19 protein-coding genes are annotated in these 22,678 nt (G+C 61.2%); 7 read left to right on the forward strand and 12 right to left on the reverse strand.

Features of this window, described 5'->3' with window-relative positions; all coding sequences use genetic code 11:
• Positions 1–33 precede the first annotated feature (33 nt).
• The 3 genes from DK842_RS20185 to DK842_RS20195 all read right to left on the reverse strand — a co-directional run bounded on the left by DK842_RS20185 (position 34) and on the right by DK842_RS20195 (position 3,134).
• Positions 34–1,731 (reverse strand): ATP-binding SpoIIE family protein phosphatase, encoded by a 1,698-nt coding sequence (locus DK842_RS20185; RefSeq protein ID WP_114063068.1) that lies wholly within the window; start codon positions 1,729–1,731, stop codon positions 34–36.
• Positions 1,732–1,740: 9 nt separating this feature from the next.
• The gene (locus tag DK842_RS20190; RefSeq protein WP_114063069.1) at positions 1,741–2,049 is read right to left on the reverse strand and encodes an STAS domain-containing protein; all 309 of its coding nucleotides are present in this window, start codon (positions 2,047–2,049) and stop codon (positions 1,741–1,743) included.
• Between the two features lie 65 nt (positions 2,050–2,114).
• On the reverse strand, positions 2,115–3,134 hold the full coding sequence (locus tag DK842_RS20195) for a methyl-accepting chemotaxis protein (RefSeq protein ID WP_168194940.1): 1,020 nt from the start codon (positions 3,132–3,134) through the stop codon (positions 2,115–2,117).
• A 412-nt stretch (positions 3,135–3,546) separates the two neighbouring features.
• Here DK842_RS20195 and dsdA point away from each other — a divergent pair, with 412 nt between their 5' ends.
• The 4 genes from dsdA (at position 3,547) to DK842_RS20215 (ending at position 7,586) form a co-directional block, all read left to right on the forward strand.
• A complete protein-coding gene (dsdA, locus tag DK842_RS20200) occupies positions 3,547–4,893 on the forward strand; it encodes a D-serine ammonia-lyase (RefSeq protein WP_114063071.1) in 1,347 nt (448 codons plus the stop codon).
• Positions 4,894–4,899: 6 nt separating this feature from the next.
• The gene (gene dsdC / locus DK842_RS20205; protein WP_114063072.1) at positions 4,900–5,838 is read left to right on the forward strand and encodes a DNA-binding transcriptional regulator DsdC; all 939 of its coding nucleotides are present in this window, start codon (positions 4,900–4,902) and stop codon (positions 5,836–5,838) included.
• Between the two features lie 204 nt (positions 5,839–6,042).
• Positions 6,043–7,110, forward strand: a complete 1,068-nt coding sequence (locus tag DK842_RS20210; protein WP_114063073.1) for an extracellular catalytic domain type 2 short-chain-length polyhydroxyalkanoate depolymerase — start codon at positions 6,043–6,045, stop codon at positions 7,108–7,110.
• A 20-nt stretch (positions 7,111–7,130) separates the two neighbouring features.
• Positions 7,131–7,586, forward strand: a complete 456-nt coding sequence (locus tag DK842_RS20215; protein ID WP_114063074.1) for a hypothetical protein — start codon at positions 7,131–7,133, stop codon at positions 7,584–7,586.
• A gap of 10 nt (positions 7,587–7,596) precedes the next feature.
• Here the strand turns inward: DK842_RS20215 and DK842_RS20220 are convergent, their stop codons facing one another.
• The 3 genes from DK842_RS20220 to DK842_RS20230 all read right to left on the reverse strand — a co-directional run bounded on the left by DK842_RS20220 (position 7,597) and on the right by DK842_RS20230 (position 10,718).
• Positions 7,597–8,337: a 4'-phosphopantetheinyl transferase family protein gene (locus DK842_RS20220; protein ID WP_168194941.1), complete on the reverse strand. Its 741-nt coding sequence runs from the start codon at positions 8,335–8,337 to the stop codon at positions 7,597–7,599.
• 481 nt (positions 8,338–8,818) lie between these two features.
• Positions 8,819–10,228, reverse strand: a complete 1,410-nt coding sequence (locus DK842_RS20225; RefSeq protein ID WP_114063076.1) for a cytochrome P450 — start codon at positions 10,226–10,228, stop codon at positions 8,819–8,821.
• A 100-nt stretch (positions 10,229–10,328) separates the two neighbouring features.
• Positions 10,329–10,718, reverse strand: a complete 390-nt coding sequence (locus tag DK842_RS20230; protein ID WP_114063077.1) for a GFA family protein — start codon at positions 10,716–10,718, stop codon at positions 10,329–10,331.
• Between the two features lie 415 nt (positions 10,719–11,133).
• Between DK842_RS20230 and DK842_RS20235 the strand changes: the two genes are divergently transcribed.
• Positions 11,134–11,313, forward strand: a complete 180-nt coding sequence (locus DK842_RS20235; RefSeq protein ID WP_145964100.1) for a hypothetical protein — start codon at positions 11,134–11,136, stop codon at positions 11,311–11,313.
• Between the two features lie 204 nt (positions 11,314–11,517).
• Here DK842_RS20235 and DK842_RS20240 read toward each other — a convergent pair whose 3' ends face one another.
• Complete coding sequence (locus DK842_RS20240) at positions 11,518–11,823, reverse strand: hypothetical protein (protein WP_114063079.1); 306 nt, start codon at positions 11,821–11,823, stop codon at positions 11,518–11,520.
• A gap of 179 nt (positions 11,824–12,002) precedes the next feature.
• Between DK842_RS20240 and DK842_RS20245 the strand changes: the two genes are divergently transcribed.
• Positions 12,003–12,566, forward strand: coding sequence for a DUF4291 domain-containing protein (locus DK842_RS20245; RefSeq protein ID WP_114063080.1), 564 nt, complete (start codon positions 12,003–12,005; stop codon positions 12,564–12,566).
• 117 nt (positions 12,567–12,683) lie between these two features.
• Here DK842_RS20245 and DK842_RS20250 read toward each other — a convergent pair whose 3' ends face one another.
• The 5 genes from DK842_RS20250 to DK842_RS20265 all read right to left on the reverse strand — a co-directional run bounded on the left by DK842_RS20250 (position 12,684) and on the right by DK842_RS20265 (position 20,509).
• The gene (locus tag DK842_RS20250; protein WP_114063081.1) at positions 12,684–13,763 is read right to left on the reverse strand and encodes a calcium:proton antiporter; all 1,080 of its coding nucleotides are present in this window, start codon (positions 13,761–13,763) and stop codon (positions 12,684–12,686) included.
• Between the two features lie 398 nt (positions 13,764–14,161).
• Positions 14,162–14,836, reverse strand: a complete 675-nt coding sequence (locus DK842_RS20255; RefSeq protein WP_168194942.1) for a BRO-N domain-containing protein — start codon at positions 14,834–14,836, stop codon at positions 14,162–14,164.
• A gap of 524 nt (positions 14,837–15,360) precedes the next feature.
• Positions 15,361–16,575: a tetratricopeptide repeat protein gene (locus DK842_RS20260; RefSeq protein WP_114063083.1), complete on the reverse strand. Its 1,215-nt coding sequence runs from the start codon at positions 16,573–16,575 to the stop codon at positions 15,361–15,363.
• 85 nt (positions 16,576–16,660) lie between these two features.
• Positions 16,661–17,623, reverse strand: a complete 963-nt coding sequence (locus DK842_RS23155; RefSeq protein ID WP_145964101.1) for a hypothetical protein — start codon at positions 17,621–17,623, stop codon at positions 16,661–16,663.
• Positions 17,624–17,689: 66 nt separating this feature from the next.
• A complete protein-coding gene (locus DK842_RS20265; RefSeq protein ID WP_114063084.1) occupies positions 17,690–20,509 on the reverse strand; it encodes a valine--tRNA ligase in 2,820 nt (939 codons plus the stop codon).
• 206 nt (positions 20,510–20,715) lie between these two features.
• Between DK842_RS20265 and DK842_RS20270 the strand changes: the two genes are divergently transcribed.
• Positions 20,716–22,638 carry an amidohydrolase gene (locus DK842_RS20270; RefSeq protein ID WP_114063085.1) on the forward strand — a complete coding sequence of 641 codons (1,923 nt, stop codon included), beginning with the start codon at positions 20,716–20,718 and terminating at the stop codon, positions 22,636–22,638.
• Positions 22,639–22,678 lie beyond the last annotated feature (40 nt).

Below are 22,678 nucleotides of genomic sequence, written 5' to 3' on the forward strand. Positions count from 1 at the left end.
GACGTCGCGGACATGCCTGGCCGGCGATGGCCGTTACAGTCTGAAGCGCGCCTCCACTTCATTGCCGCTGCCATGGTAAGCCAGCGATTCGCACAGAGAATGGACCAAAGCGACCCCGCGGCCATGCCTGTGGCTGCCCATCTGCTGCTTCAGCCGCTCCATCAGCGAAGGGTGGTCGAATCCGCAGCCGCTGTCCCTTACCCGGATTCGCACGGCTTCGCCGGCCTCGTCCCGGCATCGCTCCAGCGTCAGCTCCACCCAGGCCTGGCTCAACATGGCCAGCCCCTCGCGCCTCAGGGTGAAATAGCGTTCATATCCATCCTGCTGGTCCTTCAAACTGGAATCCAGACCCAGCACGCCGTGGTCCAGCGCATTGTTGAACAACTCGGACACGATCAGCAGCACTTCCTTGAACTGGCGGCCGCGAAACCCCAGCTGGTTCAGCCAGCCTATCAGCAAGGGAATGGCTTGATCGCGGCCCAGCTCTTCCGCCCCGAAATGCAGCCTGACCTGCCAGCCGCCCAGCTGCCCGCCATCGTCGCGGCCCTGATGCTCGGCGGCCAATTCGCGCGCGTCGCCGCTCCCGGCCTCCAGGTGGACCACGCCCAGCGAGATGTCGTCGCGGTTGCTCGCGCCTCCCATGTGCGCCAACACCGCCTGCCGTATCGACTCCAGCGGCGAAACGCCGCCATCAGCCAGCGCCCGCAGCACGCCGGAGGCGCCGAACTGCTCGCCCCGGCCATTTTCCGCCTCGGTCAAACCATCGGAGCACACCACCAGTTGTCCGTCGCGCTCCCAAAAATAGGACTCGCTGCTCCAGCAGAATTCGTCCACTCCCAGAATGCCCAGCGGCGGATACTGCGAACGCCACTCCTTGACCAGGCCGCCCTCCTCATCTACGAACATCACGCAGGGAATGCCGCCATTCCACACCTCGACGCAACCCAACTCCCAATCCACCGTGATCAGCGCCGCGGCCACGAAACGCCCCACCGGCAGCAGGCGATTGAGCTTGGCGTTGATCTCCCTGGCCATGGATGTCAACGGGAAGCCCCGGCGGGCCATCGCATAGAAAATGTCCACCGCCGGCAGACAGGCCAGCGCCGCCGACAGCCCATGGCCGGTGCTGTCCGCCAGCATCACGCACAACTGGCCGGTAGGTGACTGCGCGCACGCCAGCACGTCGCCGCTGAACTGTTCGGCGGACTGCTGCCAGCCGGACACATCCGGTAAATCCTGCCCCTCGCTGCCGACGATGCCATCCAGCACATGCTTGGCGAACAGCTGCTCCCGCTCGTTGATATGGAAATAATTGAGCAGCTGCTCCGAATCCCGGGATATCCGCCGCTGCATTTCACTGATGCGCTGCATCACTCGGATTTTGGCCCCAAGCATGGTCAGATTGATAGGCTTGGCCAGATAGTCGTCGGCGCCCACGTCCAAGCTGCTGATATGCGCTTCCTCATCGCTGCGCGCGCTGAGAAAGATGATAGGCAGCCAATGGTCGCCGCACAGCTGGCGTATCTGCCGGGTGGCCTCGTGGCCGTCCATCACCGGCATCATCATGTCCATCAGCACCATGTCCGGCAGCTCGCGCCGGCATTGCTCAACCGCCTGCAAACCGTTTTCCGCGTACCAGACCTGATGGCCCATTTCCTCGATCACCAGGCCCATCAGCAACCGCGTAGGCTCGACATCCTCGGCCACCAGCACGGTGAATGTGCGATCCATGGCGCGCGCTCAGCGAAATTGAAAAAACTTGCCGAAACTGGCCACGTCCAATATCTGTCGCACAAAGCCCCGGGCGCCGGTCAGGGCGATGCCGTCTATGCCCTGCGCCTTGGCCTTGTCCCGCATCACCAGCAACATGCCCAGCGCCGAGCTTTCCAGATAATCCACCCGCGACAAGTCCACCTCCAGGCCCAAGCCGCCGCCGCGGGCCAGCGCCTCGTCAAGACAAGTCCGGAACGCCTCGTGCTGCTCGAAATCGAACCGCCCCTCCACCGCGATGACAGACTTGTCCGCCATCTTGTTCAGCTTGACTCCCATCCCGCCACTCTCCCGCTGACGCCGGCGGAACCGCCGGCCTTATCTTCGCGCTCGACCGACTTGCGTCAGAACAAGTCCACGTCCCCCGCCGATATGCCTTGCGGCGCGCCGCCGCTCTGGCTCTTTTCCAGCATCTGCTGCAATTGGCGCCGCATGTCGTCCAGGCCGTCCAGACCATCCCGGCCCTCCATCTGCTTCATGCTGTCGCCCACTTGGTAAAAGCCCTGCATCCGGCTGCTGACATTGCGCACCAAGGGAGAAACCAGATCCTGAAACTGCAGCGCCGTCACCGTGACGCGCACGCTGTCGCCCACCCGCCCCGCGATCTGGGACAGTTGGTCCACCGCCTGCCCGGTTTCGGCGTTCATCTGCGACAATTGGCCCAGCATGCCTTCGATCTGCGTCTTGGCGTCCAACGCGAAGTTCATGTCTTTGGAGGCCATTTCGAAGATCTCCGACTTGGCCAGCTCGATCGCCTGCACCATCAAATCTATCGACTGGCGTATCTGGCCGGAAAAATCGGAAGAGCGCTGCGACAGCTTTCGCACCTCGTCCGCCACCACGGCGAAGCCCCTGCCGGCCTCCCCCGCGCGCGCCGCCTCTATCGCGGCGTTCAGCGCCAGCATATTGGTCTGGGCGGTGATCTCGGCCATGTCGCTGAGCGCGCTTTCCACCGCGCCGACGCGCTGATGGATCTCATGCATGCGGTCCACCAGCACCATCGCCGTTTTGCTGGTGCTGACCGTGTTGTCGACGAACTCAGTCATGCTTTGCGAAGTGCGCTTGAGAAAAGAATCGAAGCCCATGCCCTCGCCATGGTCGCCGCGCTGCACGATCTTCAGCGCCAACTCCTGCTGCTCGCGCAGCATCGCCTCGATATCGGAAAAACCCTGCACCAGCTTGACGATGGCGTCGCTCAGGATGGTCTGCATCTGCGACACGTCCCGCTCCACCGCGCCGGACACGTCGGAAATGCCGTTGCCCAGCAGCCCCAGCTCGCTCAGCACCTTGCGCCTGGCCTCTTCCTTGGCGTAGGCCGCGCCGGTGTCCGCCGGCGGCGCGCCCAACAAGCCGATCGCAGCCATGCAGCCCGCCGCGAGCAGGCAAAGGGACAAATAGCCCGCCCATCCCCCTCCCAAAGCCGCCAGCAAACCGCACGCGCTCAGGCCAAGCCCGGCGCAGCACCACATCATTTTCTTTCTGGGGTCCGGCCTGGTATTCGCAGGAGTCATCTTGTTTTCAGCCGAGATTGAAAGGAAAAACTGAAACAGTTACGGCAAACCGCATGCCATTCGTTTAACGCTACCGATTATTGCGATATGGCGCATAAGGCGATGCCTGTCAAACAGCCAGTTGCCGAAAGCGGACAAATTCTGAATTGAACCCCGCCTTACACATGAAACATGCTCATCCGAAGCTTGTCCATTCATCCTTTGCCAAGCGCGGCGCGCTAGCGTTTAATGGCGACAATATCCGGCAACTGCACAGGAAATCCGCATGATCCACGGCAAAACGCCAGCCGAATGGCGGCAGTCGCACCCCCTGCTCCGCGAGCTGATGTCGCTTCATCCGTGCGCATGGTTCAATCCGCCCGTCGCCCCAGCCTCCGACGCGCTGGCCGATGTCGGCCTATCCGCTTCGGACGCGGCCGACGCGTCGGAGCGGCTGCGACGATTCGCTCCCTATGTCCGCCGCGCCTTTCCGGAGACCGAGCCGAGCGGCGGCATCATCGAATCTCCGCTGCGCGCCGCTCCCGCGCTTAAGCAAGCGCTGGCCGCCCATTACGGCATGGCGCTGCCCGGCCAGCTGTGGCTGAAAGCCGACAGCCAACTGCCCATTTCCGGTTCGATCAAGGCCCGCGGCGGCATTTACGAGGTGCTGAAGCACGCGGAAGACCTGGCGCTGGCCGAGGGACTGCTGCAAAGCGGAAGCGACTACGCCTTGCTGGACGGCGCAGAGGCGCGCGCGCTGTTCGGCCGCCGCAAGATCGCCGTAGGCTCCACCGGCAACCTGGGGCTTTCCATAGGCATCATGGCCGCGAAACTCGGTTTCCAGGCCACCGTGCACATGTCGGCGGACGCTCGCCGATGGAAGAAGGACACGTTGCGCGAACATGGCGTAACCGTGGCGGAGTACGCGTCCGACTACAGCGCGGCGGTGGCGCAGGGCCGCGAACAGGCGAAAAACGACCCCACCTGCCATTTCGTCGACGACGAGAACTCCATCCATTTATTTCTGGGTTACGCGGTAGCGGCAGAAAGACTGAAAGTCCAATTTGCCGAAGCGGGCGTGCGGGTGGACGCCGAGCATCCGCTGTTCGTCCACTTGCCCTGCGGCGTGGGAGGCGGCCCCGGCGGCGTGGCCTTCGGCCTCAAGCTGGCGTTCGGCGACGATGTCCACTGCCTGTTCGCCGAACCCACCCACTCGCCCTGCATGCTGCTGGGCGTGCTCACCGGCCTGCACGATCAGGTTTCGGTGCAGGATTTCGGCATCGACAACCGCACCGCCGCCGACGGCTTGGCCGTCGGGCGTCCGTCGGGCTTCGTCGGCCGAGCGATGCAAAGGCTGGTAGACGGCTATTACACGGTGGACGACGACGAATTGTTCCGCCTGCTGGCGCTGGCCGAACGCGAGGAAGGCCTGCGGCTGGAGCCGTCGGCATTGGCAGGCGCGCCCGGCATCGCCCGCGTGCTGGGCGAAAGCCAGGGCTACCGCCAACGCATGGGACTGGACAAGGACCGGATGGCGCGCGCGACGCACCTGATCTGGGCGACCGGCGGCGGCATGGTGCCGGAGGCGGAAATGGAAAGCTATCTTCGCCGCGGCCGCGCGCTGCTGGGCTAGACGGCCATGCTCGCGCCCAAACTGGATGGCGGCCAACTGGCCAATCTCCATACCTTCATGACGGTCGCGCGGCGCATGAGCTTCGCCGCCGCCGCCGCGGAATTGTGCCTGACGCCCAGCGCGGTCAGCCACCGCATCGCCCGGCTGGAGCGCGCGCTGGATTTGCGCCTGTTCCAGCGATTGACGCGCAGCATACGCCTCACCGCCGATGGCGAACGCATCCTGGCCGCGCTGGAGGCCGGCCTCGCGGAAATCGAGTCTGCGCTCAGCCCCGCCGCCGGCCAGGAACCCGTCGGCCGCGTCGCGCTGCACGCCCACCCGTCCATCGCGCAGTGCTGGCTCGCGCCTCGGCTGGCCGAATTCGCCGATCGCCATCCGAGAATCGCTTTGGACATCCGCACCGGCAATGAAGACCCTGACTTCCGCGGCGGCCGCGCCGACCTGGCGCTGTGCTACAGCGATGGCCATTTTCCCGGCCTGGCCAGCATCAAACTGATGGATGAAGAAATGGCCCCGGTCTGCAGCCCCGGCTACGCCGAACGGCACGCGCTAAGCGGGGCGCCGGAAAGACTCGCCGGCTGCCGGCTGTTGCACGACGCCCAGGCTTGGCGGCATGCCGCGCACGACGCCGAATGGATGCTGTGGGCGCAACGGCGCGGCTGCGAAGCCAGCCTGCCGCAAGCGGGGCTGACCCTGGACCGCTCCGACCTGTGCCTGGCCGGCGCGGCCGGCCACGCCGGCGTCGCCATTGGCCGTCGCCGGCTAGCCCAGCCCCTGCTGGACAGCGGGCAGCTGATGCTGCCGCTGGGCGGCTTCGAGCCGGCGGAGCGCTATGCCTATTATCTGGCCTACCCGCTGCGCGCCGCGCCCTCCCCGCCACTGCAAGCCGTCATCGACTGGCTGCGGCGATGCGCAAACGCAGATATGTCCCAATCGGGAAACTAGGACGGCGCCGCGTTCATTCCGAAGCGGGGCTGTCAGCCGGCCACGGTCGCCCCCTTCTCCTTGTTGTGCAATGCAACATGCAACAATGCCGGCTTGTCAACTCCCCACCCGGCCAGCAGACACCCTTCACACAAACGTCAATAAATGCGCAGAGAATGCCTTCCGCCGTCCCCTCTAAACAATTGAACAGACAGGAGAATTGTCATGGCCAACACTTCCTCGGATGTGGTTCAGCTGGGAGAATACAAGGTGGAAAAGGGCAAGAGTTCGGTATCGGGCTTGTCATCCGGCGCTTTCATGACGGTGCAGCTCCATCTCGCCCACTCGGCCAGCTTCGCCGGCGCCGGCGTGGTGGCGGGCGGCCCTTACCGCGGCGTGGAAACCTTCCGCGGCGCGGCGCCGCTGGCAGAGGACGCCTATGAATTGAACGCGCTGCAGCTGTGCATGGCCCCGTTGCTGCCGGAACTGGCGCCGGATGCGCGCCGCTCGCTGCAACTGGCGCAGGAGGCAGAGCAAGCCGGCAAGATCGACCCGCTGTCCAATCTGCGCGACAACCGCGTCTACATCTTCACCGGCAGCAAGGACAGCGTCGTCCAGTCTTCCGTGGTGGCGCAAACCCGCGAGCTCTACCGCCTGCTGGGCCTATCCGACGCCAACCTGTCCTACCATGACAACGTCCCGGCCGGACACTCGCTGATCACCGACAACCCGGAAGACTCCGAGCTCGACCTCAACCAGCCGCCCTATCTCAACAACGGCGGCTTCATGCAATCCCATCGCATCCTCAACCATGTCTATCCCGGACTGAATCCGCCGGCGGAACGGCTCAGCGGCCGCCTGCTGCGCTTTGACCAGTCTGAATTCCTCAATGGCCAGCAGGCTTGCGCCAGCATGGGCAAGTTCGGCTACGCCTATGTGCCGCGCGCGGTGGAGGAAGGCGCGCCGGCGCGCATCCATATCGCGCTGCACGGCTGCAAGCAGGGCTACAGCTACGTGGACTTCAACTTCGGCCGGGAGGATATCGCCAACCAGCCCCCCTACGGCAACCGCTACGTCACCACCACCGGCTACAACGACCTGGCCGACAGCAACAACATCATCGTGCTCTATCCCCAGGCCTGCGGCAGCGACGACGATCAGGCGCAAAACCCAGACGGCTGCTGGGACTGGTGGGGATATACCAGCGACGAGCCAGACAACCCGGACTATTACTCCCGCAACGCGGTGCAGATCCGCGCCATCCATGCCATGCTGACCCGCCTGGGCGGCTGAGCCCGCAGAAAGGAAACGCCATGTCCAACACCGACGATACCGTCCGCCAATTGTCCGCCGCGCTGGAGGCCTCGGCCCGCCACGCCGCGACGCCGGCCAAGATCGGCACCCTGTTCAGCAACTGGCTGGCCCGAAGCGCGAACAACGCCGTCGCCACGCTAGCCCTGCTGCCCGGCGCCGCCCAGCCGCAAACCTGGCAGAACCTGTTACAGCTGAATCAGGCCGCGCTGCAAAAATGGCAGCAACAGCAAAGCGTCTGGATAGAACATTGGACCGCCTGGTTCGGAGAGGCGGAGAAACTGCGCAACGCGAATACCCTGTCCAAGCTGCTGGAGCAGGAGTTCAATCTGGCGATGCAGGCGGTGCAGATCGTGGGCAACCACTCGGTCAATCTGTCCGATCTGCAGGAAAACCTGGAGGTCAATTACGGCCGCTGGGCGCAGCTGCAACGAAACGAGTTGTCCAGCCAAGACTGATTGCCCGGCATCAAGGGTGGTTCGGTTCGAAAGCCAGGATCAGGGTAAGCACCTGTCCATCCATCACGTGAAAGCCGCCTTCAAACGCCCGCCCGGCCTCCAGGCCGGGCGCCAGCGTCTTGCGCAGGCGAATCAGGAAACGGCCGGCAACCCAATCGACATCCGCCATTTCCGCGGCGTCGAAGTCGAAATAGCCGCCCACTCTGGGATACAAGGCTTTGAACAGGCTCTCCTTGGCGGAAAAGGCCAGCGTCAGCGCCCGCGTGAACGGCCAGGCGCCGGCCAGCGCGTCGCGTTCGCCATCCACCAAGATGCCGGACTCGACATTGTCGGCGGTCTTGTCCGACATCCACCGCTCCAGATCCAAGCCGAACATGCAACCATCCGCAGCCGGCGCCAAAGCTGCCACCGCCACGCCGGCGCTATGCGTGATGGCGCCCACCCACCCCTCCGGCCACAACGGCTGGCGATGCTGGCCGCTGCCCACCTGAGTGGGCAGCCCCCGCTCCGCCAACAGCAGCTTGCATAGATAACGGGCGGCCAGATACTCCGACTTGCGCTTGGCCACCGCCCGTTCCAGCGACGCCGGCCGCGTGACGCCCATCCGGTCGAACCAGACATCGTCATAAGCGTCCACCATGAAATCGCAGCGCAGCGCGGCCACGCCAGAGGCCAATGGCAATGGCAATGGCAATGGCAATGGCGACACATTCTGCAGGAAGGGGGCGAGTTCAAGACTGGAAATCGGCATCACTGGCAATGAAAAGGGCTTGCGAACGCGGCCGACAAGAGTAAACCGGCGCATCCCGCCGAGGCAAGCGCAATGCCATGCAGTTATCCCGACAAACACGCGCTCACATCAGCCGGCAGCCATTGGCCACTGGCTGCCGGCCAGGCAGGGGCAAGCCGCGCCGCGGGCGGCAAATCCAGTTGCAAAGGGGCCATTCTCCCTGCGCGGACAAGTCCAGAGCCGATTGCCCTCCCCGTCTGCGTAGCCATGCGCCAGCCCCGCCGGGATGCCACAATGCCCGCCCGGGGGCATTGCCATATCCGCGGCCATCCATTTCCGCCCCCTCCAGACCTATCACCCACCGATGAGGGCGATCATGAACATGGCGGACGCTTTCAATTCGACGCTGGGATGAAGCATGATGGGCACGCGGATGGCGAAAAACCGCCGCGGTTAGTAAAGCGGCTGGCCCCGGCAAGCGCCTGGTCCGCCGCCGCGGCTGTCACAGCCTTGCTATCGCCAGCGTCAGCGGCTTGTCCGGCCGTTGCGAAACATGGAACACCGGCCGCGGCGGCTGGGCGCCGGCGGGGATGGACAAGCGGAACCTCCGCAGCAGCTGCGCAGCCACCAGCGTCATCTCCGCCATCGCCAGGTGCTGGCCAAGACACACGCGCGGCCCGCCGCCGAACGGCAGGTAGGAGCCCAGCTGCGGCCGGCCGGCCTCCGGGGCGAATCGCTCAGGCCGGTAGCGGCGCGGCTCCGGAAACCAGCGCTCGTCATGTTGCATCAATTGCATGGGCACCATGAAAACCGTGCGCGCGGGAAAGGTCCAGTCGCCAATGGCAACCGGCTTGATGGCGCGCCGGCTCATCAGCAGCGGCACCGCCGGGTAAAGCCTCATGCTTTCCAGCAAGGTCTGGCTCACGAACTGCAACGCGGACAAATCCATCTCGCCATGCTCGTCGCCAGGCCAGGCCGCGATCGCCTCCTCCCGCGCCCGCTGCTGGATATCTGGATGCGAAGCCATGCTCCACGACCACCAGCCCAGCGAGGCGGCGATGGTTTCATGGCCGGCCAGAAACGCCGTCTTGCACTCGTCCCGCACCGCCTGCAACGGCCACTCCTCTGGCTGTTCCAAATGCAGCCGCAGCAAGCGCGACAGCAAATCCTCAGGCCAGGCGTCCGGCGGCACGGCCAGGCGCGCCTGAAGGTGACGCTCGATCAACTCGCCCATCACCAGGCGCGCCCGGCGCCGCTTGCGCTGCCACGGCATCCAGTCCGGCAGGCTGAACGGCCGCCACAGCTCGTCGGTGGAGGCAACCATCAACGTATGCACCGCATCCTCCGCCTGCTGAGCCTCCTCGCCCACCCCGCTGGAGAACATCATTCTCAAGATCACCTCCATCGTCAGCGAAGTCAGTTCGCGCTCGATCGGCCAGGCGTCATCGCGCTCCGGCCACTTGGCGAACGCCTGCTTGCCGGCGTCGATGATGGACGGCGAAAACGCCTGCACCGACTTGCGCGTGAAGTCCGGCTGCAGCGCCTGCCGCTTCTGATGCCAGGCCTCCCCTTCGGCAATCAGCACGCTGTGGCCATGCACCCGGCCATAGACGAACAAGGCGCGCTCCCAGCGCTGCAACGCGTCAGCCTGGCTCACCAGCAGCTCGCGCGCCCATTGCGGATGGCAAACGATGATCTGGTGTTCCGGCCAGGTGCGCACATGCACCAGATCGCCGAACTCGCGCTGCCAGTCGGCTAGCGTGCCCATCAAGTCACGCGACATCCGCGACAGCAAGCGCCACCCCATCAGCCCCGGCTTGGGACCGGGCGGCCAAGCGCCGGCTTGAGGATTGGGCTGCGATGCCGGCTGGCCGCCGGGACGAAAAGGGCAAGAAGAGGATGTCGTTTTCATATGAAAAATCATACCATTTATATCAGGCATGGCGAGACAAAAGGCAGAAAACGGCTCGCGCCGCTCCGCAATCGGCATTTGCTCGGTTCCGGACGGATGTTTAAGGAAACTGATCGTACTGCGGCAGCGTATCCGCGATGTCATGCCACGGCGCCTTGGAACCTACAAAAATGTGCGCGGATGGCCGAATGAGCGGCGAGTCCAGCAAGGTGCCCAGCGTGACATGGACAAACGCGCCGTCTCTGACCAAGGAATAAAGCAAGGAACCGCAATGGCGGCAACGCGCGTCATGCGCGTCACCGCCGCCATAGATCAGCAGATCGCCCTCGCCCTGCGTCAAGCCCAGCTTGGCGCGCTCGATTCCGGCGAAAGGCTTGCAGGCGGCGCCGGTGGCGCGGCGGCACAGTCCGCAATGGCAATTGAACGCATACTGAAATCCATCCGCAACTTGATAGCGCACCGCTCCGCACAGGCAACTCCCTCGCAACATTCCACTCTCCCCATTCGCTTGGTATCGACGCAAGGAATGGCGCTCCTCGCCGGCTTCCAAATCAATCCCCTCCGGAAAACATTGACAAATCTAAAAAACATCGTCAACATTGCCCGACATTGCTTCATGTTGTCCTGCTTACAAGAGCTTCCAAGCTCCTCTTCTCAAGCCAAGCTTTCACTCCCGAATCATCAGTTGTTGGCACGCGAAGATACTTGTCGCACGCCCAGCCCTCGCCCACTGCACATCGCCATTCGCGAACGCATTGCGCCTGTGGAAGCTGATTGGAATCCGCCATTTCGCGGTCGCCATGACATCCGGACAAAATCCATGAAAACAACGCAAGCCGTCCTTGCGGAAAGGACTCGCCTTAACAAAATTCAACCATGCAAAAAGCATGGAACAGGAAGTAGCCATGAAAATCAAAGAACTGAAACAGGGTGACCTGATCACCCAACGCATCGACAACCTGATCGTCTCTTTCAAGGTTTTGTCCATCAAGCAAATCGGCCGCCGTTTCCAGGTGACGTTCAGCTCGGCATCGGGCATCGAAACCGCCAGCTACCAGGGCGACGCGCTGATCACCGCCATTTGATCGGGCCATTGCGCGCAGCGCAATCACGCTCACGGGGCGCTTGCCGCGACACGCATCCGGTCAATCGCCGCCTCCCCACCCCTGCCGCACAGGCGACGCGATGCGCCGCATCCCGCCCCCTCCATGGCAAAAAGAACGACGCGCCATCCGCCTGGGAATGACGCGCCTTGCCCGCCGGCCGCAACAACGATGGCGAAATCGAAATCAACCGGGCTCAGCCGCTGCCGTCATTTTTTTCGATTTCTTCACATGATGCTTATGGCCATGCTTGTGTTTCATCGCATGCTTGCCCTGCATGTCTTCCGCGCGCGCCAGTCCGTGATCTCTGTCCGCAGCCTCGGGACCATTGGTATTCGCCAAACCCTTCGAACCCATGTGTTCGGCGGACTTGCCTCCCGCGCCCTCATGCCCCGCTCCGCCGCCGTGAGCGCCATCGGCAGCATCCGCAGCCGCCGCGGCCACGCCCAGAGACAACGCCGCAAACGCGGCCACCCATTGCTTCTTGCTCATTACCTTTCCCTCCATCGCCAACCCGCCATGCGAGCACGACAGCCCTGAACAGGCCGCGGCCCTGATTACAATTTACACTCCTCCCCGCGGCCATAATGCAGTTTTCTATTAAAAATCTTGCGTCCGCGCGATACCATCCCGACATGGAACCGTAAACTGAAGTCACGCCTCAACGCCAGATCAGGGCCGTATTCGACGACAAGACCATTCGCGTCTACCAGGCCTACTCCGACGCCATCGCCGATAGCGCTTTAGCCAATGGCACGTTCGCCTCTCCGCCATTCAAGATGGAGCGGATGACCTGGGTAAAACCTTCATTTTTATGGATGATGTACCGCGCGGGCTGGGGGTTGAAAGATCCGGGGCAAACCCACATCCTCGCCATCGACATTTCCAGAGCGGGGTTCGACTGGGCGCTTGCCAACAGCTGCCCGAGCCATCCGACGCCTGGCATCAGCCAACAGGAATGGGAACGGCAGAAGCATCAAAGCCCTGTCAGAATCCAGTGGGACCCGGAGCGGGATCTACGGCTGCAACCGCTCTCGCACCACGCCATTCAAATCGGACTTGGCCGGCAGGCGGTAGCGCTTTATGTCAATGAGTGGATACAGCGCATCAGCGACGTGACATCGCTTGCCCATGAGGTGCATGCCTTAGTGGAAAAAGAAAAGTTTGATGAAGCCCGGGCTGCCCTGCCCAAGGAAATACCCTATTCTCCACAGATGGCAAGCGCCACGAACTAAAATCGTCACCACAGCCAGGCATCGCCAGCCCAGCCGCCCGTCCCCCTGGCCATCGCACAAACAGAAAAGCCGCCAGCGCAAATACCGGCGGCTTTTGCTTTAGCTCGCCAGACCCGCTCAGGGGCTGATCGCGAAGAACACGAAAGAGGCGAAGATCACCAGATGCACGATGCCCTGCAAAATCGTGGTGCGCCCTACCGATAGCGACAGGGAGCACGCCACCAGCGTCAACAGCAGGAAGATGGTTTCCTTGATTTCCAGCCCCAGGATCAGCGGCTCGCCCATGAACACGAAAATCATCGCCACCGTGGGAATGGTCAGGCCAATGGAAGCCAGCGCCGAACCCAAAGCCAGATTCAGGCTGGTCTGCACTCGGTCCGCCCGCGCCGCGTTGGCGGCGGCCAGCCCTTCCGGCAGCAGCACCAGGGCCGCGATGATAATGCCCACCACCGCCGCCGGCGCGCCGGCATCCACCACGAAACTTTCAATCGACGGCGACAGCAGCTTGGCCAGCGTCACCACCGCGACCAGGCAAACCAGCAGCATCGCCACAGCAAGCAAGGACACCTTATTGGACGGCGGCGGCGCATGCACGTCCTCGTCACGGCTGCCTTCCACCAGAAAATAATCGCGGTGGCGGATGGTTTGCACAAACACGAAAGCACCGTACAGCACCAACGACACCACCCCGGTGAACGCCAGCTGCGACGACGACAGCAACGGACCCGGCTGGCTGGTGCCATAGTTGGGCAGCACCAGCGCCAATACCGAAATCGCCGCCAGCACGGTCAAGGCGGCCTTGGCACCGCTGAGCTGGAAATTCTGTTCGCGATGGCGCAAACCGCCCAACAGCAGGCAAATGCCCAGAATGCCGTTGCAGGTGATCATGATGGCGGAAAAAATGGTGTCCCGCGCCAGCGCCAGCTTCTCCTCGCCCCCGCCCAGCATGAAGGAGATGATCAGCGCCACCTCGATAACCGTCACCGCGATCGCCAGAATCAGCGTGCCGAAAGGCTCGCCTACCTTATGCGCCACCACCTCGGCGTGGTGCACCGCGGCGAATACCGTGCCTGCCAGCAAAACACCCAACAAAGCCAGATAGAGCGAATGGCCGCCCGCCGCCGAAGAAGCGGCGATGGCCGCCCAGGCCAAAACAGGGGCGGCAATGGTCCACCGCGGAATCGAGTTATGAGCCAATGGATTTTCCTTATTGTTGACGAACGGCCGCCTTGTCCGGCCAAGATTTGGCCAAGGCAAGGCAGGCAACCGTTCAGGGAGAGCAATCGAGAAAGCTGCGTGAAGTCTGCATTAGCCACAGCATAGCAGCATCAGGTAAATAGACCATGACGCGGCCGGCTGGTTCAGGCTTTGTAAACAAACGGTGCGTCGCGCCATTGGGGTGACGCCCCCCTCCCTCACTCATTCCCGCCCCGCAAGGTCATCCACTCCGCCAATCGCAGCTGGCAAACCACGGCCAGCCGAGTAGGGTGCGTCACCCCGCAGGGGCGACGCACCGCCAACGCATCACGCCGAATCAATATTGAAGAAGGTGGAAACAAGCGGTGCGTCGCCCTTTGGGTGACGCACCCTACGAATCACTCATCGGCTACCCGCAGGCTCATCCGCTCGGCCAGGCGCAAATGGCAAGCCGCCGCCAGTTTGACCAGCTCGGTATCGGTTGCCGGCATGCCATCCGGCACGGCGATCAGCTCGGCCAAGGCATCCAAGGTGGCGACGGAGCTGTTGAGGCCCATCATGCGGCCGAGCGGGTGTTTCTGGCGGTTATGCCGCTCATAGTCCAGCGTCACCAACCAACGGCTATGCTGCCAGCACGCCTCGCCATTCTCCAACACCGCATCCAGCACCGCCCGGCTCACCTGCCGCGCCGCCTCCGCCGCCAGCGCCAAGGCCAGCTCCAGCTGATCCGCCGTCAACGCCTCCTCGCCCTCCCGCCGCAAAGTTGGCAGCAACTCCTCCTCCAACCAACGCCGAAACCGCCGCGCCGCCGGCTTTCGATAGCGCCGAATCGCCGTGGCCACGCCGGTTTCCGACAGGCAAACCACCTCCCCGCCACCCACCGGCATGGCGCGGACCTCCTCCTTGTTCAGCTTGCTCAGCAAGGCCGCCGTGGTACGGCATTTGATCGCCGCCGCGACGTCATCGGCAAAAAACCACAGGCCATTGTGGCGGCGGAGAAGATGGATAGTGTGATTGAGAAAGGGAAAAGACAGCAGCCCAGGCTGCATGGGAGAGTGCGCCAATTGGGTCATGGCTAGAACTCCATCAAGATTATGAAGCGCCGCAGTGCAGCGCACTTCCATGTAGTTCGAGTCGCCAAACCCGGTCATGCCGTTCAGCATGACTTAGAAAGGATAATTACTGAGCAAAGCAGAAACAAGTCAGGACTTTACGATCAATGCTGACAAGAAGGTCAGTCATCACCAAGCATCCTTGGCGGTAGAACAGATGCGACTCGCCGCTCCCCCATCAGCGCAAGCCGGCTTCGAAGCCATTTTCAAGGTTTTAAGTCGCCGGTTGTTCGACGCGGCGCGACGGTAGCGCGCCGCTAGTTCCGGCGGCTCCTTGAAAATGGCTTTGAAGACGGGGTTTCGCAGCGCTGTTGGGCCGCCTTTTCTTTCGTCCATTTCTTTTGCTCCGCTAAAAGAAATGGACCCATCAGCCGGGCGGAACCGACACCCAAACAATCGTCCGCGCAGCGGACACAAAAATACTGACAAACCAATGCGGTAAACGTTGGGCCTTATTTCATTCAGCCCAACCTACGGTCCTTCATTTATCTATCACTGTCTAATACAGCAAGAAAATCCTCAGCGACACTAAGCTTTTTAACAAGCTCCAATGCTGCTCTCTCTTTATCTGACCCAATCACAGACGCCACTCTTTTCCAAGCCTCTTCCGCATCATCCACCTGCCCACTATTTGCAGCAAGTCTAAATAGTGCAGCTGCACGCAATAAATCTTGAGCAACCCCCTTTCCTTCTTCAAACTTCCTCCCAAGATTATACTGTGCATCTGCAGTACCTTGTGCAGCAGAAAGTCGATACCACTTAACCGCGTCAACATCGCTCTGTTTTACTCCCGTTCCGGCATTATACATCTCGCCCAAATTATCTTGGCCGCAAGCATCCCCTGCTTTTGCAGATCGCTCAAACCAATATATCGCCTTCTCAAAATCTTTCGAAACAATATCACCATACATATACCGATTTCCGATAAAGCACATGGCTCGCCCACTGCCATCATCTGCAGCCTTGTTTAGCCATTTCATAGCCAAAACTGCATCCTTTTCAGTACCAATACCCTTTAGGTATAACATTCCCAACTGCATTTCCGCATCCTCATCCCCTTGCATTGCAGCTTGCTTATACAAAGAAAAGGCTTTGTTTATATCCCTATCTACTCCCACCCCTTGGGCATACATATCGCCAAGCACTCTCTGAGCAATTGCATTTTTATTCTCGGATGCGAGACTCAACCAATACAAAGCTTCTTTACCATCAACATCTGTACGAGAAAATTTGTCGCCATTCAAATACAGAGAACCAAGCATAGCCTGCGCCATAGATTCGCCGCGCTTTGCAGCGAGAAGATACCACTTCACTGCCTCAGTGCCATTTTTAGCTACTCCTTTACCTTCCCAATACATTAGTCCTATATAATATGAAGCAGTCGCATCCCCTTCATTACTTGCCACAGTTAACCACTTCATTGCACGTACAAAATTTTCAGGCTCACTCAAATCATACAAGAAAAATAACCCTACCTCTCTCTTCTTGATGGACGTTCCATGCTCAGCACTTTTTTCAAGCGCATCGATAAGCCATGGCTGAACACTGCTTCCATTACCAACAACTTCCTCTTTAACTAGCCCTGTCGGATTTCCTAGTTTCGCACCCAAGCCACCATCAGCATGCGCTGCAATTGAAAAAACCAAAAAAACCATCGCCCCAACAATATAAAAATAGGAAATAAGCAATCTCACAGCCATTACTCCTCAATACAATTAAGCATTAGATTTTAATTCGCCTTACAAACACTACTTGCCAGAATGCATACAATCCAATTCACCAATCTTACGACCCATCACGAGTACCATTATACTTTCCCAAAAAGGCAGCTGGATACCTCTTAAATTCTGTTTCGAATCTATTTGCAGCGCTCCACAGAAACAGCGAAGGCACTAGCCAAATTATTACACAGGCAATAAATACGCCTCCCGACACACCCTCAACCTTTTCCAGCCTTGGCATATTTTTCAACAAAAAAGCCAAAACAGAAATTTCCACAACAACAATAAAGACCGCATTTGAATGCTCCCTCAAATGAGAGTAAGTATCCCTTACATCACGAGCCCCTTCCATACCTCTTGCTCTCGTCAGCATTTTATAAGAATGATACAACTCTCTCCTACCAGCCGCACTCCATATTCTAAATATAATCACATACTGAAAGAAACCAATCCATAGCGCAGGCATAACGACAAATGACCACACAGACAAATCAGAGAATAAATATGAAACTGAAAACATCACAAAGGAAAACAGCATAGCAAATAGAGCTGAAAATTTATATCCAACTCCATCAACAACCTTGCCATCTTTTTTTACATACCAAAACACCATCAAAACCAATGAAAGCAACAATAAGACCATTACAAATGAATCATGCAATCCAAAAAAAATACCCTTAGAGACGCAAAAGCAATTAACCAAATTTAAAACCAAACCAAGCCAAAAATATCGAGAAAGCCTCTCAATATTCCAAGCCCCAAATCTTCCGAAATGCATAACAGCTATAGGCATACTGGCAAAATAGCAATATACAAAACCAAGAAAGCAAAGCATAACCAATTGCCAGCTCTGCCCCTCCTTCAGAATCGACTTCAAATTCTGAATATCAAAACTAGAAACATCTATCTTATTTTCAATAATAATAAAAACACAAATTGACCCTACAATGAAACCAAAAAAATACCTTACAAGATAAGCCTCCCACCACCTATGCGGCGTTCCATCACTTGATTTCTCTTTACTCACAAAACCCCCTTGTCATATTCCGTGGGCAAAAAAAGAGGCGGGATTCCGCCTCTTGCGAGAATCAAATCAGCCTAGCTTAACCAGCTGCGCCTTAATCTTCTCCAACTTATCCGTAAACTCCGCCACCTGAGCCTTGTCCCGCTCAACCAAATGCGCCGGTGCCTTGTCGACGTAGCCCGGCTTCTCCAGTTTGGCGGTCAGCTTGGCCAGCTCGGCCTCCACCTTGCCCTGCTCCTTGGTCAGGCGCGCGGTTTCGGCGGCTTTGTCCACCTCCACCTTCAGCATCAGGCGGGCTTCGCCGGACATCGCCACCGGGGCGTCGTCTTCCGGCAGCTTGGACACCAGCGTGCCTTCGGTCAGACGGGCCAGCAGCTTCAGATAAGGCACGAAGTCGGCGATGGAGGCGTCGGCGGTTTCGATGAACAGCGGGGCCTTGACGGCCGGGCCGATGCCCATTTCGCCGCGCAGATTGCGCACCGCGTTGACCATGTCCTTGAACGCGTCCATGCGGGCGTTGGCTGCCGCGCTGATCTTGCTCTCGTCCGCCACCGGCCACGGAGCCAGCATCAGCGAGTCCGCCTTCTTGGCGTTGGCCAGCGGGGCCACGGTCTGCCACAGCTCTTCGGTGATGAAGGGCATCAGCGGGTGGTTCAGGCGCAGCGCCACTTCCAGCACGCGCACCAGGGTGCGGCGGGTGGCGCGCTGCTGGGCTTCGTTGCCGCCCTGGATCTGCACCTTGGCCAGTTCCACGTACCAGTCGCAGTACTCGTTCCAGATGAATTCGTAGATCACCTGGGCGGCGATGTCGAAGCGGTAGGTTTCCAGCGCGTTGGTGACGTCGATCTCGGCCTGTTGCAGGCGGCCGATGATCCACTGGTCGACGAAGCTGTATTCCAGCGGCAGGCTTTCATCCTGGCCGCAGTCCTTGCCGCCCACGTTCATCATCACGAAGCGGGTGGCGTTCCACAGCTTGTTGCAGAAGTTGCGGTAGCCTTCGGCGCGCTTGAAGTCGAAGTTGACCGAGCGGCCCAGCGTGGCGTAGCTGGCCATGGTGAAGCGCAGCGCGTCGGTGCCGTAAGCCGGGATGCCTTCCGGGAACAGCTTCTCGGTGGCCTTGGCGATGGCCGGGGCCTTTTCCGGGCGGCGCAGGCCGGTGGTGCGTTTCTCCACCAGCGGCTCCAGCGCGATGCCGTCGATCAGGTCCACCGGATCGATCACGTTGCCCTCGGACTTGGACATCTTCTTGCCTTCGTGATCGCGCACCATGCCGTGGATGTAGACATCCTTGAACGGCACCTTGCCGGTGAAGTGCTTGGTCATCATGATCATCCGGGCTACCCAGAAGAAGATGATTTCGTAGCCGGTCACCAGCACGTTGGAGGTGAGGAAAGCTTTCAGGTCCGGGGTTTCTTCCGGCCAGCCCAGGGTGGAGAACGGCACCAGGGCGGAGCTGAACCAGGTGTCCAGCACGTCCTGCTCGCGGCGCAGCGTCTTGCCCGGGGCCTTGGCCTGGGCTTCGGCTTCAGTGCGGCCGACGTAGATGTTGCCGTCTTCGTCGTACCAGGCCGGGATTTGATGGCCCCACCACAGCTGACGGGAGATGCACCAGTCCTGGATGTTCTTCATCCACTGGTTGTAGGTGTTGACCCAGTTTTCCGGCACGAAGCGCACTTCGCCGGATTCCACCGCCTCGATCGCCTTGGCGGCGATGGATTGGCCGGTGGCATCGCCGTCGGCGACCTTGTTCATGGCCACGAACCATTGGTCGGTCAGCAGCGGCTCGATCACGGTGCCGGTGCGGTCGCCGCGCGGCACCATCAGCTTGTGCGGCTTGGTTTCCAGCAGCAGGCCTTGGGCTTGCAGGTCAGCCAACATGGCCTTGCGGGCCTCTTGAGCGGTAAGGCCGGCGTAGGCGGCCGGCAACTCGATGGTGCCTTGGGCGGCGCCGTCGAAGCCGAAGATTTGCGCCTTGGCCAGAATCTTGGCTTCCAGGCTCATCACATTGATCAGCTGAGTGCCGTGGCGCTTGCCCACTTCGTAGTCGTTGAAGTCGTGCGCCGGGGTGATCTTGACGAAGCCGGTGCCGAACTCCTTGTCCACGTACTCGTCGGCGATCACCGGGATGGTGCGGCCGGTGAGCGGCAGCTCAAGCTGCTTGCCCAGCAGGTGCTGGTAGCGCTCGTCGTCCAGGGCGATGGCCACGGCCACGTCGCCCAGCAGGGTTTCCGGACGGGTGGTGGCGACGGTGACATATTCATCGCTGCCGACAACCGGGTACTTGATGTGCCACATGTGGCCGTCTTCTTCCTCGGATACCACTTCGAGGTCGGAGATGGCGGTGCCCAGCTTGGCGTCCCAGTTGGACAGGCGCTTGCCGCGGTAGATCAGGCCTTGCTCGTACAGGCGGACGAAGACTTCGGTCACCACCTCGGCGCGGACGTCGTCCATGGTGAAGTATTCGCGGTCCCAATCCACCGAGCAGCCGACGCGGCGCATCTGGCTGGTGATGGTGCCGCCGGATTTTTCCTTCCATTCCCAGATCTTGCTGGTGAACGCTTCGCGCCCCATGTCGTGGCGGTTCAGGCCCTGGTCGGCCAGCTGGCGCTCCACCACGATCTGGGTGGCGATGCCGGCGTGGTCGGTGCCCGGCACCCACACGGTGTTGTGGCCCTTCATCCGGTAGAAGCGGGTCAGGCCATCCATGATGGTCTGATTGAAGGCATGGCCCATGTGCAGCGTGCCGGTCACATTGGGCGGCGGCAGCTGGATGGCGAAGGACGGCTTGGACGCGTCCATGCTCGGCTTGAAGTAGCCGGCCTGTTCCCAGTGTTGGTACCAACGGCGCTCGAGATCGCCCGGTTCATAGCTCTTGGCAAGTTGTTCCATGGTGCTGAATCTTGGTTTTCTGGATGGAAAAAATGGTTCGATTATAACCGTATTTCCTTGCCGAAAGTCAGGTTTGGCGGACATTTCAAGCGAACCGGCCGTTTTGCTGGGGCGGCCTCCGCCGCCGGCCGGGCCATGAGACCATCCCTCCGCCGTTCACGCTGCCGGCAAACGGCGCCGGCTTATTCCCTGGAGGATGTGCAGCCATGAGCGATCACCACCAACACGAACACCACCTGGGCTGCGCCTGCTGCGCGCTGCCGCTGCTGGGCCAGCTGGATCAGACTCAGTTTTCGCCGGATGGCTTGCGGCAGGAATTGGATGCCTTGGCGTCGGAGATCGGCCAGCGCTTCCCGCGCCCAGCCAAGATGGAAAACGCCATTTTCCACGGCGGCATCATCCGTCCGCTCGCCGCGGCCGGCGCGGAGCAGGTGGAGGCGCTGGGCATCGCCGGCGGCGGCATCGTGGCGGCTGGCGATCTGATCTCGGTGCGGGCGGCGATGGCCAGCCACCAACCGTGCCGCGAAATCCATCTGGAAGGCCGCGCGCTGCTGCCGGGCCTGATCGATCCCCACATGCACATTCTGCCCAGCGCCATCTTCAAAAGCTGGCTGCCGCTGGGCGCCTTCGGCCTGACCCGTCCCGGCCAGGACAGCGAGGACGCTCAGGTGCTGAACCCCGATTACAGCTTCGACCAGATCAAGAGCAAGCTGGCGCCGGCCATCCAGGCGGCCCAGAGCCAAGCCAGCGCCGCGCAGCCGGCCTGGGTGCTGGGTTTCGGCGTGGACCCCTCGCTGATGCGGCAGTGGACCAATATCGACGCCGGCGTGCTGGACCAGCTGGCGCCCGCCGCAGACAACGTCGCCGTATTCCTGCTCAACGCCTCCGGCCACATCGGCTACGCCAACACCGCCGCGATGAAGGCGGCGGAGCTGAGCGAACAGGAAATGGCCCATTGCCAGGGCGTGCTGACCGAAGCCAGCATCGCCAAGATCATCGGCAAGATACCGCCCAAACTGCTGGCCAAGGACCTGCTGCTCAACCTGCTGCAAGTGCTGCACGACGCCTCGGCCCGCGGCAACACCACGCTGTTCGACGCCGGCCTGGGCTCTTCGCTGAAGGAGCTGGAGGTGCTGCTGCTGAAAACCATCGCCGACAACGGCCTGTCCCCGGTGCGCATCGCCGGCGCGCTGTACTCCAACGAGCTGCCGCAAATGGTGCAGTGGATGCGCCGATATCAGCCCGAGCCGGACAGCCGGACGCCCTCCAACTTCAGCGTCAAGGCACTGAAGCTGGTGGCGGACGGCTCCAACCAGGGTCTGACCGGCTTCCAGTTCCGCCCTTACCTGCATGCCGCGAAACACGCGGTGCCGGACGTGCCGCCCGTGGGCCTGTTCAACTTCCGCATTCCCGGCGAGCCCGCGCCGGACGGGGAAAGCCGCATGCCGGACTCGCTGGCCAGCTATCTGAATCTGGCGCTGGGGCGCGGCTGGCCGGTGCTGGTGCATTCCAACGGCGACCATTCGATGGAGGTGGTGCTGGACAGCTATCAACAGGCGCTGGAGGCCACCGGCGCGGACGCCCAGGCGCTGCGGCTGCGGGTGGAGCACGCCTCGCTGCTCACCGACGCCGCGCTGGGCCGCATGGCCAAGCTGGGCCTGTCGCCCAGCTTCCTGATCGGCCACGTCGGCTACTGGGGCCACGCCTTCCAGGGCGAAATCCTGGGCGAGGCGCGCGCGGAGCTTCTGGATCGCTGCAAATCGGCAAGCGACGCCGGCATGCGCTTCACCTTGCACTCGGACCATTTCGTCTCGCCGCTGGGCTCCTTGCGGATGGCGGAACAGGCGATCTACCGCAAGATGGAAGGCGCTCCGGGCGAGAGCAAGCCAGTGTTGAACGCCGAGGAATGCCTCAGCCACCGGCAAGCGATGGCCGCCGTCACGCTGGATGCGGCCTGGCAATGCCACATGGAGCAAATGACGGGCTCGCTGGAAGCCGGCAAACAAGCCGACCTGGTGATTCTGGACCAAGATCCGCTGGACCCGGCCATCGCAGACCTGCGCCACATCGTCGTCCATGAAACCTGGCGCGGCGGCGCCAGGGTTTACGCCAACCAGCGCACCCATTAACGCAGCGCCCCCCTGCGCGGCCTGTCCGGCAACGGGCAGG

Origin of the sequence: Chromobacterium phragmitis (assembly GCF_003325475.1) — a bacterium.
Lineage (GTDB): Bacteria > Pseudomonadota > Gammaproteobacteria > Burkholderiales > Chromobacteriaceae > Chromobacterium > Chromobacterium phragmitis.